The sequence below is a fragment of the Xanthomonas sp. NCPPB 1132 genome, from assembly GCF_056629235.1.
On record NZ_CM152819.1, the window covers coordinates 1,929,474 to 1,946,135 of the forward strand.

General features: G+C 70.5%; 15 protein-coding genes. 5 read left to right on the forward strand and 10 right to left on the reverse strand.

All coding sequences use genetic code 11. The annotated features are described in order from the left end of the window. Nucleotides 1-176 precede the first annotated feature (176 nt). The 10 genes from pyrH to AC1G9L_RS08195 form a co-directional block, all read right to left on the reverse strand. Nucleotides 177-899, reverse strand: coding sequence for a UMP kinase (pyrH, locus tag AC1G9L_RS08150; protein WP_019801309.1), 723 nt, complete (start codon nucleotides 897-899; stop codon nucleotides 177-179). A gap of 81 nt (nucleotides 900-980) precedes the next feature. Continuing rightward, the gene (locus AC1G9L_RS08155; RefSeq protein ID WP_481070640.1) at nucleotides 981-2,477 is read right to left on the reverse strand and encodes an HDOD domain-containing protein; all 1,497 of its coding nucleotides are present in this window, start codon (nucleotides 2,475-2,477) and stop codon (nucleotides 981-983) included. Between the two features lie 119 nt (nucleotides 2,478-2,596). Beyond that, nucleotides 2,597-3,475, reverse strand: coding sequence for a translation elongation factor Ts (tsf, locus tag AC1G9L_RS08160; protein ID WP_019801311.1), 879 nt, complete (start codon nucleotides 3,473-3,475; stop codon nucleotides 2,597-2,599). 151 nt (nucleotides 3,476-3,626) lie between these two features. Next, nucleotides 3,627-4,424 carry a 30S ribosomal protein S2 gene (gene rpsB / locus AC1G9L_RS08165; RefSeq protein ID WP_017908839.1) on the reverse strand — a complete coding sequence of 266 codons (798 nt, stop codon included), beginning with the start codon at nucleotides 4,422-4,424 and terminating at the stop codon, nucleotides 3,627-3,629. A gap of 275 nt (nucleotides 4,425-4,699) precedes the next feature. Continuing rightward, nucleotides 4,700-5,413 (reverse strand): fimbrial biogenesis chaperone, encoded by a 714-nt coding sequence (locus tag AC1G9L_RS08170; RefSeq protein WP_481070641.1) that lies wholly within the window; start codon nucleotides 5,411-5,413, stop codon nucleotides 4,700-4,702. 17 nt (nucleotides 5,414-5,430) lie between these two features. Next, nucleotides 5,431-5,751: a hypothetical protein gene (locus AC1G9L_RS08175; RefSeq protein ID WP_481070642.1), complete on the reverse strand. Its 321-nt coding sequence runs from the start codon at nucleotides 5,749-5,751 to the stop codon at nucleotides 5,431-5,433. An 81-nt stretch (nucleotides 5,752-5,832) separates the two neighbouring features. Continuing rightward, a complete protein-coding gene (locus tag AC1G9L_RS08180) occupies nucleotides 5,833-6,855 on the reverse strand; it encodes a Csu type fimbrial protein (protein ID WP_481070643.1) in 1,023 nt (340 codons plus the stop codon). Then, nucleotides 6,852-9,221, reverse strand: coding sequence for a fimbria/pilus outer membrane usher protein (locus AC1G9L_RS08185; RefSeq protein ID WP_481070644.1), 2,370 nt, complete (start codon nucleotides 9,219-9,221; stop codon nucleotides 6,852-6,854). Before AC1G9L_RS08185 ends, AC1G9L_RS08180 begins: the two co-directional genes overlap by 4 nt. After that, entirely contained in the window at nucleotides 9,172-9,912 is a 741-nt protein-coding gene (locus AC1G9L_RS08190) for a fimbrial biogenesis chaperone (RefSeq protein ID WP_481070645.1), read from the reverse strand. Before AC1G9L_RS08190 ends, AC1G9L_RS08185 begins: the two co-directional genes overlap by 50 nt. Nucleotides 9,913-9,926: 14 nt before the next feature. Further along, nucleotides 9,927-10,430 carry a Csu type fimbrial protein gene (locus AC1G9L_RS08195; RefSeq protein WP_481070647.1) on the reverse strand — a complete coding sequence of 168 codons (504 nt, stop codon included), beginning with the start codon at nucleotides 10,428-10,430 and terminating at the stop codon, nucleotides 9,927-9,929. Here AC1G9L_RS08195 and AC1G9L_RS08200 point away from each other — a divergent pair. The 5 genes from AC1G9L_RS08200 (at nucleotide 10,429) to AC1G9L_RS08220 (ending at nucleotide 16,496) form a co-directional block, all read left to right on the forward strand. Continuing rightward, the gene (locus tag AC1G9L_RS08200; RefSeq protein WP_481070649.1) at nucleotides 10,429-10,641 is read left to right on the forward strand and encodes a hypothetical protein; all 213 of its coding nucleotides are present in this window, start codon (nucleotides 10,429-10,431) and stop codon (nucleotides 10,639-10,641) included. The two genes, AC1G9L_RS08195 and AC1G9L_RS08200, sit on opposite strands and share 2 nt — an antisense overlap. 15 nt (nucleotides 10,642-10,656) lie before the next feature. Beyond that, complete coding sequence (gene map, locus AC1G9L_RS08205) at nucleotides 10,657-11,433, forward strand: type I methionyl aminopeptidase (protein ID WP_010344028.1); 777 nt, start codon at nucleotides 10,657-10,659, stop codon at nucleotides 11,431-11,433. 29 nt (nucleotides 11,434-11,462) lie between these two features. Beyond that, nucleotides 11,463-14,063 carry a [protein-PII] uridylyltransferase gene (locus tag AC1G9L_RS08210; RefSeq protein WP_481071065.1) on the forward strand — a complete coding sequence of 867 codons (2,601 nt, stop codon included), beginning with the start codon at nucleotides 11,463-11,465 and terminating at the stop codon, nucleotides 14,061-14,063. Beyond that, nucleotides 14,063-15,073, forward strand: coding sequence for a 2,3,4,5-tetrahydropyridine-2,6-dicarboxylate N-succinyltransferase (gene dapD / locus AC1G9L_RS08215; RefSeq protein WP_019802465.1), 1,011 nt, complete (start codon nucleotides 14,063-14,065; stop codon nucleotides 15,071-15,073). The genes AC1G9L_RS08210 and dapD overlap by 1 nt, the downstream gene beginning before the upstream one ends. A gap of 673 nt (nucleotides 15,074-15,746) precedes the next feature. Further along, nucleotides 15,747-16,496 (forward strand): nuclear transport factor 2-like protein, encoded by a 750-nt coding sequence (locus tag AC1G9L_RS08220; protein ID WP_481070651.1) that lies wholly within the window; start codon nucleotides 15,747-15,749, stop codon nucleotides 16,494-16,496. Nucleotides 16,497-16,662: the final 166 nt, after the last annotated feature.

A 16,662-nucleotide genomic window follows, 5' to 3' on the forward strand; every position in this document is an offset into this window, starting at 1 on the left:
GGACGATTATAGCCGGGAAAGGCGTGGGGCCGGGATTGGGGATTCGGGATTGGGGATTCGCAAAAGCGGCGCTTCAGGCGCAATGAGATGCGATAACGCGCCCGTGCCCGCAATGCTGCAGCGCGCAACGCCTTCGCGAATCCCCAATCCCGAATCCCCAATCCCGGGTCGGGGCATCAGCCCCGACCTTTGACCAACGTGCCGATCTCGGCGCCGCGGAGGATCTTCAGCAGTTCGCCGGGCTGGCCCATGTCGAAGATGCGCAGCGGCAGGTCGCTGTCGCGGGCCAGGGCGAAGGCGGCGGTGTCCATCACTTCCAGGTTGCGGGCGATGACCTCGTCGTAGGTCAGGCTGTCGAAGCGCACGGCGTCGGCGTGCTTCTTCGGGTCCTTGTCGTACACGCCGTCGACCTTGGTCGCCTTCAGCAGCAGGTCGGCGCCGATCTCGATCGCGCGCAGCGCCGCGCCGGAGTCGGTGGTGAAGAAGGGGTTGCCGGTGCCCGCGGCGAAGATCGCGATGCGGCCCTTTTCCAGGTGGCGGATCGCACGGCGCCGGATGAAGTCCTCGCACACGTCGTTGATCTTGATCGCGCTCATCACCCGCACCTTGGCGCCGAGCTTTTCCAGCGCGTCCTGCATCGCCAGCGCGTTGATGACGGTGGCGAGCATGCCCATGTGGTCGCCGGTGACCCGGTCCATGCCGTTGGCGGCAAGGCCGGCGCCGCGGAAGATGTTGCCGCCGCCGATCACCAGCGCCACTTCCGCGCCGGCCTGTTGCGCCTCGATCACTTCATGGGCGAGGCGGTTGATGATCTTGGGGTCGATGCCGTAGTCCCCGTCTCCCATCAGCGCTTCGCCGGACAGTTTCAACAGGATACGGCGATAGGCAAGCTGGGACATGGCGACCTCGTTGGGGGATGACGGGCAAACCACACGATTTTAGCCGATGCGCGCCAGTGCGTCTGCGCCGTCGGCGATGCTTCAGCGTTGCGCCTCGCCGCACGAGCGCGCGGTGACGCGATTGCGGCCGCCGTGCTTGGCGCTGTACAGCATGTCGTCGGCCGCCTGCAGCAGCTCCTGCGCGCTGTTGAAACGCTCGCGGCCGCCCTGTGTGGCCACGCCCGCGGAGAAGCTGATGTGCAACGGCCCCTGCTTGGTGTCGGCCATCGGCCGCTGCGCGATCTCGGCGAGGATGCGCCGCATCACGCCCAGCGCGGCCTCTTCGCCGGTGTTGGGCAACAGCACCAGGAATTCCTCGCCGCCGAAGCGCGCCACGGTGTCGCTGGCGCGCAGCATCGGCTGCAGGGTCTGCGCGAATGCGCGCAGGACCTGGTCGCCGACCAGGTGCCCGTGCGCGTCGTTGATCTTCTTGAAATCGTCCAGGTCGATGAAGGCCACCGACAGCGGCCAGTCGTGGCGATTGGCCAGTTCGAACTGCTGCTTGAGCAAGGTGTCCAGCTGGTGCCGGTTGAACACGCCGGTGAGCGCGTCGCGGCTGGCCTGCTCGGCCAGGCGCCGTGCGTGCTGCTCGTATTCGTCGGCGCGCTGGCGCACGCGGTTGGCTTCCTGCACTTCGCGCAGGTTGCGCAGCACCATCAGTTCGCGGGCATGGCTGATGATCGCATCGACCCGCTCCGGCTGGGCGATGCGCACATCGAAGATCGGGCTGACCGCCGGCAGCGCCTCGGCGATGTGGCCCACCACCTCGTCGAAGCGGCGGCTGTCCAGTTGCAGGTCGCGATAGGCGCACTGCATGGCGTGGGTGCGCGCGGCTTCGGGATCGTCGCCGAGCCAGATGTCGGCGATGGGGCCGGACAGCCGCACGCAGATGTCGAAGGGCTCGGTCGCGGGGCTGGTATCGCCGCCGCTGCCGATACTGCGCTGCAGGTAGGTGGGCAGCTTCCACTTGTGCGCCAGCCAGGCGCCGACCTCGGCGCGGTCGGCGCCCAGGTGCTCGCGCTCCAGCGCGCTCAGTCGCTGCGGGTCGCCGGCGGCCTCGTGCAGCAGGGCGGCGTAGCGGTCGTGGCAGACGTGCAGCAGGGCCAGTGCGCCCATGTCCTGCAACAGCCCGGCCAGCATCAGCTCCTCGTGCTTGCGCAAGCCCGCAGCCTGGCCGAGCAGGCGGCTGGCCAGCGCCGCCAGCACGCTGCGTCGCCACAGCCGTTCCTGCGGCTCGCCGCTGCCGCCGCGCAGGCTCTGCACCATCGAGAAGCCCAGCGCCAGGCTCAGCGCGGCGTTCAGGCCGAGCATGGTCAGCGCCTGGCCCAGGTTGTCGACGCGGCGCCGGCTGGCGTACAGCGGGGAATTGGCGATGCGCAGCATGCGCGCGCTCAGCGCCATGTCCATGGCGATGGCATCGGCGGTGGCGGCCAGATCCACGTCAGTATCCTGTGCCAGTTCGATGATGCGCAAGGCCACGCCGGGCGGCGAGGGCAGGTCGCGGGAGTGGCTCAGGATCGCTTCGAGTTCAGGATGCATGCACTTCCGATACGGCATGGAATGAGAGGTGGGGGAGCGGCCTGTCCCGGCCTGTGCAGCGTACACCCGTAAAAAAAAAGCCGCGACAATGCGCGGCTCTTTTCTTCCCGGGCGCGGGATCAGGCCAGGCCGGCCTGCTTCATCACTTCGGCGGCGTAGTCTTCCACCACCTTCTCGATGCCTTCGCCCACGGCCAGGCGCTGGAAGCCGACCACGTCGGCGCCGGCGGCCTTCACCGCCTGCTCCACGGTCTGGTCGGTGTTCAGCACGTAGGGCTGGCCGTACAGGGTGACTTCGTTGACGATCTTGGCGATCTTGCCGCTGATGATCTTCTCCAGGATGTCGGCCGGCTTGGCCTTGTCCTTCTCCGACATCTTGGCCAGCTCGATTTCCTTTTCCTTGGCCACGAACTCGGCCGGGACGTCGGACGCCTTGATGTGCGGCGGGTTCATCGCCGCGATGTGCATGGCGATGCCGCGGGCCAGGTCGGCGTCGCCGCCCTTGACCTCGACCAGCACGCCGATGCGGCCGCCGTGCACGTAGGCGGCGACGTTGTTGGCGCTATCGATGCGCACCAGGCGGCGCACCTGCACGTTCTCGCCGACCTTGGCGATGACCGCGGCACGGGCTTCCTCGACGGTCTCGCCGCTGGGCAGCTTGGCGCTCTTCAGCGCCTCCACGTCGGCGGCGCCGGAGGCCAGGGCGGCCTGGACGACGGCATCGGTGAAGGCCAGGAAGTTGTTGTCCTTGGCGACGAAGTCGGTCTCGGAGTTGATTTCGACCAGGACTGCCTTGCCGCCGTCCTGGGCCATCGCGATGCGACCTTCGGCGGCGACGCGGTCGGCCTTCTTGTCGGCCTTGGCCAGGCCCGACTTGCGCAGCCACTCGGCGGCGTTGTCGATGTTGCCGGCGTTCTCGGTGAGCGCCTTCTTGCACTCCATCATGCCGGCGCCGGTGCGCTCGCGCAGTTCCTTGACCAGGGAAGCAGTGATTTCCACGGGATGTCCTCACGAAAGGTGGGAGAAGGCCGGCTTGCGGCCGGCCGGTAGATCTGGGAAGCGGGCGCCGCGGGCGGCGCTCGCGAAGCCGGGCGCGCCGAACGCGCCGGGCGGCGGCTGCGCATGATCGCGCAGCCGCATGGCGCGCCGGTTACTCGGCGGCGGGAGCGGTCTCTTCGGCCTTCTTGCCGTTCTTGCGCGGGCCGCGGCCCTTGTCGTCGCCGCCCTCGGCGAACTCTTCCTCGCGCACGCTGGCGGCGTTCGGCGCAGCGGCCTTGCCTTCCAGTACGGCGTCGGCGGCGGCACGGGCGTACAGCTGCACGGCGCGGATGGCGTCGTCGTTGCCCGGGATGGCGTAGTCGACCAGGTCCGGGTTGTAGTTGGTGTCGACCACCGCGATCACCGGAATGCCGAGCTTCTTGGCTTCCTTGATGGCGATGTCTTCATGGCCGATGTCGATGACGAACAGGGCGTCGGGCAGGCGGTTCATTTCCTTGATGCCGCCCAGCGAGGCTTCCAGCTTGTCGCGCTCGCGGCGCAGGGTCAGCACTTCGTGCTTGACCAGCTTGTCGAAGGTGCCGTCGGTCTCGGCCGCTTCCAGCTCCTTCAGGCGCGCCACCGACTGCTTGACGGTGCGGAAGTTGGTCAGCGTGCCGCCCAGCCAGCGCTGGGTCATGAACGGCTGGCCGCAACGCTCGGCTTCTTCCTTCACCGCGTCGCGGGCGCTGCGCTTGGTGCCCAGGAACAGGATGGTGCCGCGCTTCTGCGCGACGCTGGAGATGAAGTTCATCGCGTCGTTGAACAGCGGAACCGTCTTCTCGAGGTTGATGATGTGGATCTTGCCGCGCGCGCCGAAGATGTACGGCGCCATCTTGGGGTTCCAGTAGCGGGTCTGGTGGCCGAAGTGGACGCCGGCTTCCAGCATCTGACGCATGGTGACCTGGGGCATTGCAGTGACTCCTGATGGGGAACCGGCCGTGCGCGGGCAGGAATGGGTGAAGCGCGCGCATGACGGCGGCCTTGCGGGCCGCACGACGATTCCGGGGTTGGGCCTCCCTGCCGCCTCCGTGGCCGAACTCCTTGCGGAGCACCCCGGCACGGGCGATGGCGGCAGGTGTGAATTCGCCGGTGCGTCCGGCGTGAACGGTCCATCGGCCCATGACGGGCACGACGAAGCTGCGCACTATACCTGGCGGGGGCCGCTGGCGCAATGCGCCGGGCGGTTCACTCGGCGGGCAGCGCCTGCAGCGGCGCCTCGTCGTCCAGCCTGGCCGCGAAGTGACCGCCGGGCGCGGTCGCGGCGGCCGGCAGCGGCCAGCGTTTGTAGGCGCCGGCCAGGACATAGCCGGCGAGGCTGGGGAACAGCGGCAGGGTGCGGCCGTCGGCGCCGACGAAGCTCAGGTCGCTGAGCCGGGCATGGGCGCTGCCGCGGTTGTGCACCACCAGCTCCGGCCCGCGCGCGCCGGCGCTCAGGTGGGCGCTGAGGCGCGGCGCGGCTGCCGGGTCCGCGGGGCTCAGGAACACCGGGGTGGAATAGCGCAGCAGCAGGGGTGGGGCCGGCGTGGCGGGTGCCGGTGCGGCCGGGTCGGCTGGGGCGGGGCGTTCCTCCATCACCAGGCGGTAGGCGCTTTCGTCGGCGCTGGCCGGTCCGGGACGCACCAGCCGCAGCAGTTGCCGCCCCTGCGCCGGGATGTCGATCGATTGCGGGCTGGTGCGGACCTCGTCGGTGCTCTCCAGGTCGTCTATCCCGTCGGTCTGCCGCCACCGGTACACCTGGACCTGGGCCTGCCAGGGGCGGTCCTGGGTGTTGCTCAGCCAGATCTCGGTGCTGGTCTCGCCGGGGGCCAGTTGCACCAGGGTCGGGCTGATCCGTACCCCGGCCGCGTCGGCACTGCCGGCAAGCGCCAGCAGCAGCGCCAGCAGCAGGCGCGCGCGCATGCGGCGGGCATCGCCCACTAGAACGCGACCGTGGCGTAGCGTGCCGGGATGCGCGGCGTGGCGCCTGTCGCAGGCATGCTCAAGGCCAGGGCGGTGGCGGCGTCGGGCGCGGGCATGCCGTCGATGCTGACCTGGTAGGCCAGCGGGCGGTTGCAGGCGACCGTCGGCAGCACCCCGGGCTGCGCACGCGCCGCGGCGCCGATTTCGCAACTGCGCTCGATGCGGATACCGATCCGCAGCATGGCGGCGCCGCTGCCGGCCCCCGGCTGCGCCGCCGCGTCGACGCCGGCCACGCACAGGCTAGCCAACAGCAGCGGTCGTAGAAACGGCAGGCGCATCGATCGGCACTCCGGAGTAGACACAACCGATAACGGCTCCCATCCCGGCAACTTGACCGGCACCGCGGCGCCGTTCAGGCCTCAGTAGGTGACGGTGACCTTGACCACGTCGCTGTAGCTGCCCGGGGCGGGGGTCTGCCGCGCGGGAACCTGCCCGTACAGGGTCAGCGACTGGGCGCTGCCGGTCCCGGTGCCGGTCTGGGTATCGGTATTCAGGGTGCTGCCCCAGCGCTGGGTGCGCGCGGCGTCGCGATACAGCTCGTAGGTCAGGTACTGGCCGCTGGCGCTGCGCATGCGCCGCACGTTGCCGCTGGCGTTCTGGCCGTTGTCCAGGCTCACCTGCCAGGCGGTGCGGGCGCGGCAGTTCATGCTGAGCGTGGTGGTGTAGTTCAGCGCATTGTCGATCAGGCCCGATTGGGTGCCGAAATCGAGGTCGGCGATGCTGGCGATGGTGCAGGTCGGCGCGGCGGTGGCGCTGGCCACGAACGGGAACTGCACCGAGGTGCCGCCGCCCTTGCCGCCGGTGGTGCAGGAGGTGGGAATCAACGCGGGGTTGCCGACCAACGGCTCGTCGTAGCGGTACTGCAGGTTGGTGTACACGCCGCTGAAACTGTTCTGGTAAGTCCCCGTGGCGATGCCGCTCTGCAGCGGGACGCGCGCATAGAGGGTGTAGGTCGCGGTGCCGGTGCCGCCGGTCGCCAGCGACGAATAGGTCAGGTCCACCTGCAGTGGGGTGGAGCCGCTCAGGGCGCTGCCCCAGATCAGGCTGCGCGCGCTGTCGCGGTAGAGCTGGAATCCCAGGATGTCGTTGAGCGGGTTGAGCATGCGCCGCGGGGTGATGCCGAAGCCGGCGCCCTGCGCGCCCTCGCCGATGTTCAGGCACATGCGCACATAGATCGTGCCCAGCACGCTGATCGCGCCGGTCTGGCAGGTCACCAGGATCTGCGCGGTGGTGTCGGTGGCGGCGGTGTCGGAGAGGGTGCCGAAGCTCGCCGCCGTCGCCTGCGCGGTACAGGTGGTGGTGGCCGCGGCGCGCTGCGGCAGCAGCGCCACGGCCGCCAGCAGCAGCGCCGTCAGCGCCATCGGCCAGGCACGCGCGCTCATGGCGTCGTCTCCGGCACGCAGCGCAGCGGGCCCAGCCGGGTGGGCGGTGCCTGCGTCGGGCGCTCGATCCGCAACCGGCAACGGCGTCCTTGCATGTCCACCTCCAGGTCGTTGCGGCCGGGCGCGAGCCCTTCCACATAGGCCTGGCCATCGTAGCCCACCACCGTGTCGACGCCCGCGCCGCGCACCCGGCTGCCGACCGGCAGCGGGAGGTCGGCGGCATCGTGCAATTGCACCAGCACGCCGTCGCTGCGGCGGATCGGGAACGCCACCACCACCCCGGTGCGGTCGCGCGGCACCACGATCTGGTCGACCTGCTCGGGCCGCAGTTCCGCCGGCAGGCGCATCGGATCGATCGACAGGCGGTTGTGCTGCCAGGCCAGCAGCGGCGTGACCAGCAGGAAGCCGCGCGCGTCGGTGCGGCCGATCGGCCGGTTCTCCAGCAGTACCGGCACGTCGGCGACGCCGCCGGTGGAGACCAGGGCGAAGGCCTGGTCGAGATCGCGGCCGCGGAACCAGCCGCCGCCGATCCAGGCCAGGCCGCCCGAGGCTTCGGCATAGCCGTAGGTCTGGCCGCCGGCGCTGGCGATGCCACCGGCATAACGGGCGCTGGCGCTGCGCCAACTGGCTTCGGCGAGGCCGCCGCCGCCGTCCTGGCCACCGCGCGCCTGCAGCCGCCAACCGCTGCCGCCATCGGCGGCCGCCGCCTGGCTGAGGTCCGCCGTCGCACTGGTGCGCGCGCCGATGCGCTGCATGGCCACGCCCGCCTGGCGGCGGCCGTCCAGGGCGATCGACCAGCCCAGGTACACGCTGCGGTCGCTGGCCTGATCCAGATTCTGGTTGATGCTCAGGTTCAAGGACGATTGCCGCGGCAGGGTCCGGGTCCAGAACAGGCTGGCGTAGCGCTGGTCGCCGCTGTCGGGATAGGCCAGGCGCACGTAGCTCAGGGCGATGTTGCCGACGCCGTTCCAGGTGCTGCCGAACAGGGCGCGCTCGCTGACCCGCGGCGGCGCGGCGCCGTAGCGTGCGGCCACGTCGCGATAGCCGGCCTGCGCGCGCTGGGTATCCATCGCCAGGTTGAAGCGGCCGTTGTTCCAGCGGTAGCTCAGCGCATATTGCAGGCCTTGCTGTCCGGCAGCGCCGCCGTGCGCCAGCGAGGCGCCGAATACGCCGGCGCGCGGCAGCAGCCACAGGCCGCCGACCCCGGCGTTGCGCACGCCGGCCCCGGCCTCGGCGTGCGCCTCGGCCGTGAAGCGCGGGCCGAGGCCGCGCCGCCAGCTGGCGCTGCCGACGGTGTCGCCGGCATAGGCGAAGTCGGCGACGCCGTACTCCTCGCGCACCCGGCCCAGCGCCAGCGACCAGTCGGTCAGCCCGCTGGCCAGCAAGTCCTGGGTCGCATAGAACGGAAAGGCCAGCGAGCGGGTGCGGCCGTAGGCGTCGGTGATCACCACCTGGGCGTTGCCGGCGCCGTCCACGCCCGGCGCCGCGGACAGCTGGAACGGCCCGGCCGGCAACTGCGCGCTGTACTGGCGGATGCCGTTGACGTACAGGTCCACGCTGGACGGCACGGCCACCTCGCCGAGGAATTCCGGTAAGGGGGTGATCGCGCGATACGGCTGCAGGCCGAAGTCGCTGCCCACCCGGACGCCGCCCAGGCGCACGGTGCGGCTCCAACTGGTGCTGCTGCTGAAGGTGTCGCCCAGCACCACGCTGGTCATGCGCTCGGGCAGCGACCACTGCCATTGCGTGTCCAGGCGGATCGCCTGGGCGCGCCAGTCGCGTTGCGGCTCGCGGTACAGGCGGCCGACGAAGGACTGCCGCAGCAGGCCCGCGCCCAGGCCGAACACGCGCAGTTCGCCGCTGGCGGTGAGATTGCTGGCGCCGCCCTGGCGGCTGGCGTAGAGGTCGTAGTCGAGCAGGGCGCCTGGGGAACTGGTCGCCGGCAGCGACGGCACGCCGCCGCGCGCGTCGATCCGGGTGGTGGCGACGTCGAGCAGCGCCACCGGTGCGTCGATCTCCAGCGTCTGCAGGTTGGCGTCGTAACTGAAGCGCACGCCGTCCAGGTCGCCCAGGGCGATCGCCGCGCTGGCGTCGCTGCCGTCCACGCGCAGGCCGAGCTGGCGCAGCGTGGCGGCGCTGGCGCGCAGTTGCTCGCCGTCGCGCTGGAACTGGAACAGGCCGGGCTGGCGGGTCTGGTTCAGGGTGACCTCCAGGTACAGGGTCTCCTGCGCCGGTGCCGCGGCCTGGGGCTGGGGAGGAACCTGCGGCTGGGCGACGGCGAGCGCGGCAGTGCCGACCCACAGCGCCAGCAGCAGTTCAAGGCGCCGCGGTGTCCACGACCAGCGACTGCGCGTGCGGCTCGCCATTGATCCTTGCCTCGAACGTTCCCTGTGTCTGCGCCAGCGCCGCCGGCAGCGGCCAGCGCTTGCGCTGGCCCGGCAGCACGTAGCCGGCCAGGCCTTCGGCGATCGCGGTGCGCCGGCCGTCGCCGGCGACGAACTGCAGGTCCACCAGTTGCGCTTGGCCGTTGCCCTGGTTGGCCACTTCCAGCGCCGCGGTGGCGCCGTCGCGGACCAGCCGCGCGCGCAGCGTCGGCGCGGTGGCGACGGCGGGCTGCAGGAACACCGGCACCGAATAGCGCAGCACGAACTGCAACCCGGCGCTGGCGCCGCTGGCGGGATCCTGGCCGGGCAACTCGTCGACCAGGATACGGTAGGCGTCCTCGTGCGCGCCGGGTGCGGGGTCCAGGCGGATCACCCGCACCAGTTGCCGCGCGTGCGGCGCCAGTTCCAGCATCGGCGGGCTGAGCGCGATGCGGTCGCTGGGGTCGAGCACATCCTCGCCATCGCGCTGCTGCCAGCGGAACGCGCGCACCTGCGCGCGCAGCGGCACGTCGCCGCTGTTGCTCAGCCACAGGCCCTGCGCGGTCTCCTCGGCACGCAGCGACACCGAGGTCGGCGCCACCTGCAGACTCGCGGCGACAGCCGCGCCGGCCGCGGCCAGCCACAGCGCGGCGAGCGCCGGCAGGCGCAGGAAGGAAGGCAGTCGCAAACGCATGCAGGCGGCTCCGGTTACCAGGTGACGGTGGCGGTGACGACGTCGCTGTATGAACCGGCAGGGTAGTTGGTGCTGGCGACCTGGCCGTAGACGGTGATCGGTTGCACTGCACCATTGCCGGTGCCGGCCTGGGTGTCGGTGCCGATGGTCGAGCCCCAGTTCTGGGTGCGCGCGGCGTTGCGGTACAGCGCGTACGGCACGCGTGCGGTATTGCTGGCGTCGGCGCTGCCCATGGTGCGGGTGGTGACCGTGGCGCCGGAGCCGGAACCGGCGTTCAGCGCGATGTTGTACGGCGTGCCGGAGGTGCAGCGCACGTTCAAGGTGCCGGTGCTGTTGATCGAGGCCTGGGTGGAATTGACGCTGCCGAAATCGACGTCGGTGGGCGCGGTCTGGATGTCGCAGACGCTGGTGATCTGGATCTTGACGTTGAAGGTGCGCGAGTCGGACTGGGCCCAGGCCAGGCCGGTCCCGGCGGCGAACAGCACAAGGAAGGCGAGAACGCGATGGAAGAGGTACATGGCAGGGTTCTTCGGTGATGGCGGACAACCGCCGGTGCCGCTGCCAGTGCAAAATGCGCGCCAGTTCACATTATTTTGGATCGCTATCCAGCTTTCACATGAGATGACCACCACGCCGCGCCGCGTTCATCACGGTGAAGGCGGGGATGGTCACGGCCGCGTGCCAAAAAGCCGCCAAGCCGCCCGGCGCGTTCAGCCAGCGCCGGGATGAGCGATAATGACGGCCATGACCGTCAATCTGAAAACTCCGCAGGACATCGAGAAGATGCGCGTGGCCGGCCGCCTGGCCGCCGAGGTACTGGACCTGATCGGCCCGTACGTGAAGCCCGGCGTCACCACCGCCGAGCTGGACCGCATCTGCCACGACCACATCGTCAAGGTGCAGGGCGCCGTCCCGGCCAACGTCGGCTACCGCGGCTACCCGAAGACCGTGTGCACGTCGGTGAACAACGTCATCTGCCACGGCATCCCCAGCGACAGCAAAGTCCTGAAGGACGGCGACATCGTCAACATCGACGTCACCGTGATCAAGGACGGCTGGCATGGCGACACCAGCCGCATGTACTGCGTCGGCACGCCCTCGGTGATGGCGCGGCGCCTGATCGAGGCCACCTACGAGGCGATGTGGCGCGGCATCCGCGCGGTGAAGCCGGGCGCCACGCTCGGCGACGTCGGCCATGCCATCCAGCAGTACGCCGAGAGCGAGCGCTTCAGCGTGGTGCGCGAGTACTGCGGCCACGGCATCGGCAAGGTCTACCACGACGAACCGCAGGTGCTGCACTACGGCCGGCCGGGCGACGGCCTGGTGCTGAAGCCGGGCATGACCTTCACCATCGAGCCGATGATCAACGAGGGCACGCGCTACACCCGCGTGCTGCCGGACGGCTGGACCGTGGTGACCAAGGACCGCAAGCTGTCCGCGCAATGGGAGCACATGGTCGCTGTCACCGACGATGGGGTGGAGGTCCTGACCCTGTCGCCGGGCGGCCTCGGCGAGCCGTGAGCCTGCTGCCGGCCGGCGCCGATGCCGGCATGCCCGGCGCCGGTGTCGACGACGCCGGTTGGGCAGCCGCGGTCCGGCAACTGCTGGCGCAGACCGATGCGAGGCTGAGCAAGCGCTTCGACCAGGGCGACGACATCGACCGCCTGCTGGCGTTGCGCGCCCGCGCCCTGGATCAACTGATCCGCCATGCCTGGAGCCGCTGCGTGCCGCGCGAGACCGGGCTGGCCCTGTTCGCGGTCGGCGGCTATGGCCGTGGCGAACTGTTCCCGCGCTCGGACATCGACCTGCTGGTGTTCGGCGAGCTCGACCCGGCGCACGAACCGGCGCTGGCGCGGCTGTTCCCGCTGCTGTGGGATGCCGGCGTGCCGGTCAGCCATGCGGTGCGCTCGGCCGCGCAGTGCACCGCGGCCTGCGCCGACCAGACCGTGCTGACCGCCTTGATCGAGGCGCGCCCGCTGCAGGCCGACGCCACGGCCAAGGCGGCGCTGGCGGCGGCCATCGCGCCGCAGCGGGTGTGGCCGCCGCGCGAATTCTTCATGGCCAAGCGCGAGGAGTTGCAGGCCCGCCACCAGCGCTTCGGCGACACCGCCGACAACCTGGAGCCGGACATCAAGGACGGCCCCGGCGGCCTGCGCGACCTGCACACGCTCGGCTGGATGGCGCTGCGCGCGTTCGGCGTGCGCGACCTGGAGCCGCTGATCGGGCTGGGCCACGTCGGCGGCGACGAAGCCGCGGCGCTGCGCCGCGAGCGTCGCGAACTGGCGCGCTTGCGCTACGGACTGCACCTGGTGGCCAACCGCCCGGAAGAGCGCTTGCGCTTCGATTACCAGAAGGCGCTGGCGCAGCGCCTGGGCTTCTCCGACGACCCCGAGAGCCTGGGCGTGGAGAAGATGATGCAGCGCTTCTACCGCAGCGCGGCGATCGTGCGCCGGCTCAGCGACCGCCTGCTGCAGCGCTTCGAGGAACAGTTCGACGGCGAGGCGCAGCCGCAGCCGCTGCACGGCGGCTTCTCGCTGCGCCGCGGCTACCTGGCCGCCGACGACGAGCGCTGGCCGCAGGCCGACCCGGTGCAGGTGTTCGCGTTGTTCGCCACCTGGGCCGCGCACGGCGAGATCCGCGGCCTGCATTCGCTGACCGCGCGCGCGCTGGCCGAGGCGCTGCCGCACCTGCTGGCCTACGCCGACGCCACGATCACCGCGCGCGAGCGCTTTCTGGCGCTGCTGCGCGGCCCGCGCGCAGTGCAGACGCTGACCCGCATGGCGCGGCTGGGTGTGCTCGGGCAGTGGATCCCGGCTTTCGCGCAGGTGTCCGGGCGCATGCAGTTCGACCTGTTCCATGTGTACACGGTCGACCAGCACACGCTGATGGTGCTGAAGAACATGGCGGTGTTCGCCAACGCGCGCGCCGACGAGCGCTTCTCGATCGCGCATGAAGTGTGGCCGCGGCTGCGCAAGCCGGAACTGCTGCTGCTGGCCGGCCTGTTCCACGACATCGCCAAGGGCCGCGGCGGCGACCATTCGGAACTGGGCGCGGTGGATGCGCGTGCGTTCTGCGCCGCGCATGCGCTCAGCGCCGCCGACACCGACCTGGTCGCCTGGCTGGTCGAGCAGCACCTGCGCATGTCGGTGACCGCGCAGAAGCAGGACATCGCCGATCCGGAGGTGATCCATCGCTTCGCCAGCCTGGTCGGCGACCGCGAGCGGCTGGACTATCTGTACCTGCTGACCTGCGCCGACATCGCCGGCACCAGCCCCAAGCTGTGGAACGCCTGGAAGGACCGGCTGCTGGCCGACCTGTACTTCGCTGCGCGCCGCGCCCTGCGCGAAGGCCTGGAGCACCCGTTGCCGGTGGCCGAGCGCCTGCAGGAAGCACGCGAGGCCACGCGCGCGCTGATGCACATCCAGGGCCACGACGACGTCACCATCGACCGCCAGTTCGCCGGCATGCCGGACGAGAGCTTCCTGCGCTTCCGCCCCGAGCAACTGGCCTGGCAGGCGACCTCGCTGATGGAGGTGGAACTGGGCGGCACCCTGGTCAAGGTGCGCCCGGTCACGCCCGACGATGCGGCGCTGGAAGTGTTCGTGTACTCGCCGGACCGCGACGGCCTGTTCGCCGCGATCGTGATGACCCTGGACCGGCTCGGCTACGGCATCCATCGCGCGCGGGTGCTCGACGCCCCGCACAACGCGATTTTCGATACCTTCGAGGTGATGCCCGCCGATGCCTTCGCCAGCGGCGACCTGGCGCAACTGCAGGCGGGGCTGCGCGAGGCGCTGGCTGGCGACCTGGCGCGCCTGCGCCCGGCGCGACGGGTGGTGCCGCGCCAACTGCGGCATTTCCGCTTCGCGCCGCGCATCGAGTTCCGCGAGAGCCTCGACGGCCGCCTGACCCGGCTCGGTCTGGTTGCGCCGGACCGCCCGGGACTGCTGGCGGACGTGGCCCAGGTGCTGCGCCGGCACCACCTGCGCGTGCACGACGCGCGCATCGCCACCTTCGGCGAGCGCGCCGAGGATCTGTTCCACATCACCGACGAGCACAACCTGCCGTTGCCCGAGGCCGCCCGCCAGGCGCTGCAGGCGGCGCTGCAGGCGTGCCTGGACCCCGACACCCCGCCTGGAGACCCCCGCTGATGGCCACCAAGAAGCCCGCCGCCAAGAAGTCCGCTGCCAAGCCGGCGGCGCCCGAGAAGACGGCCCCGAAGAAGACTGCCAAGCCCGCCGCCGCCAAGCCGGCAACGCCCACCGCGGCAGCCAAGCCGGCCAAGCCCGCGCCGAAGCCGCTGCGCGCCAAGCCGGTCGCCGTGCCCAGCGCCGACGAACTGAAGTTCACCATCGACAGCGCCTTCGAGCGCCGCGCCACGCTGACCCTGGACGAGATCGAGGGATCCACCCGGCCGGTGGTCAACCGCGTCATCGACGGCCTGGAAAGCGGCGAGTTCCGCGTCGCCGAGCCGGATGGGCACGGCGGCTGGAAGGTCAACGAGTGGCTGAAGAAGGCGGTGCTGCTGTACTTCCGGGTCAACGAGATGGCCGTGGTGGAAGCGCAGCCGGCGCCGTTCTGGGACAAGGTGGAGGCGCGCTTCGCCGGCTATCACGAAGCCGAGTTCCGCAAGGCCGGGGTGCGCGTGGTGCCGGGCGCGGTGGCGCGTCGCGGCAGCTACTTCGGCAAGGACGTGGTGCTGATGCCGAGCTTCACCAACATCGGCGCGCACGTCGGCGAAGGCACCATGGTCGACACCTGGGCCACGGTCGGTTCCTGCGCGCAGATCGGCAAGCACTGCCACCTGTCCGGCGGCGCCGGCATCGGCGGCGTGCTCGAACCGCTGCAGGCCAGCCCCACCATCATCGAGGACCACTGCTTCATCGGTGCGCGCTCGGAGGTGGTGGAGGGCGTGGTGGTCGGCCATCACAGCGTGATCGGCATGGGCGTGTTCCTGGGCCAGAGCACGCGCATCTACAACCGCGCCACCGGCGAGATCTCCTACGGTTACGTGCCGCCGTACAGCGTGGTGGTGTCCGGGCAGTTGCCGTCCAAGGACGGCTCGCACTCGCTGTACTGCGCGGTGATCGTCAAGCAGGTCGATGCCAAGACCCGCAGCAAGACCAGCGTCAACGATCTGCTGCGCGGGCTGGCCGACTGAGCATGGTGGGACCGGGCCCAGCCCGGTCTCGCTTTGGTGTGCTGCTTCCTCAATTGACGCTACATAGCCTTGAGCTCAAGGCAGCAGCAAGGGCTTTCGCCTTGCGGCGAGTTACTTTTCTTTGCTTGTGCAAAGAAAAGTAACCAAAAGAAAGCACACCCTGCCTACGCGCCCTCCGCGCTGCGCGCTCCGGGTTCGCGGATGCACCGGGGATCCGCGGAAGGGGCATCCTGCCCCTGCCGCGGACGGCGCACATCCATGTGCGCCGCCCTTCGGGTGTTTCCCCGGTCCATCCGCCGCTGCGGAAGGGAACCCGGTAGATCAAAAGCAAGCGCAACGGCGGAAAAGCACATTGTGGCTTTCGTTGTCATCGGCACGCTGGGGTGCCGAACCCCCCGCGAATCCAAGGCCAGTGCGCCATCTGCGGGTAGCCCGGGCACACCATAGAGTCGTCGCACGGTGCAACGCGTGTGCCTCGCAGGACTCGCGATCTCGCGGCCAGGGCAGGGTGCACACCCAGCGTACATCGGTGGCGGGATACGCTGCCACACGCAGGTCCGGGCGCTTTTTGCGGCGGTGCGCATTGGACTAGATGCCCGGCGCAGAGCGTCTCCGGGCGCGGCCGCTGCGACGACAGGAGACACTGATGCGAAAGATGAAATGGGCTTGCTGGATGACGGCAGCGTTCGCGCTGTCCGGGTGCGGCCGTGAGGGCGCGCCGGCACCGACGGCGCCCAAGGATAGCGACACGCCAGCGGCGGCGGCCGCTGCGCCAAATCCCGTTTCGTCCGCGACACCTGCGCCTGCGCAAGCGCCTTCGACGACGGCGCAGAGCGGCAGCGCCGCAGGCGAGCCGCTGTCCTGTGCCGACGAGATCGGCGCCGACGCCGCGGCGGCGCGCGTGGATACCTGCCGCGCGGTGTCGCCGGCCACGCATCCGCCCTGCAATGCCGCCAATAGCTGCGCGATGATCGACGACGAGATCGCCCGCAGCTGCGCGCTGCTCGGCCGCGACGGACCGACCACGGCCGGCTGCGGCCCGGCCGCCGACAGCCCGCAGGCGGCGGCCGACGTGGTCCGGCGCTATTACGCGGCGATCAACGCGCGCGACTACGCCACGGCCTGGCAGCAGTGGGGCGAGGACGGGCGCCCGGGGCAGTCCTACGCCGCGTTCAAGGCCGGCTTCGCGCAGACGCGCGCGGTGAAAGCGACGATCGGCACGCTGGGCCGCAGCGACGGCGCCGCCGGCTCGGTGTATCAGCCGGTCCCGGTCACCGTGGAGGCGACGCTGGCCGACGGCACGCGGCAACGCTTCCGTGGCGACTACGTGCTGCGCCGGGTCAACGGCGTGGATGGCGCCTCGGCGGCGCAACTGCGCTGGCGGATCGACTCGGCCAAGCTCCAGGAAGTGTCGGCTCAGTGAGGCATGACGGCTTCTTCTTGCGCCGGGAGGCCGATGGCGCGCGCGGCGGGTAAGATCACGCGCGCTGCTGCCTGTCGATGACGGCATGCCCGGTTCGTCTGCTGATGGCATCGCCCGCCGAAAGGCGGTGCGCGGCGCTTTGGGCGGCGATCTGTCCGGGGCCGAC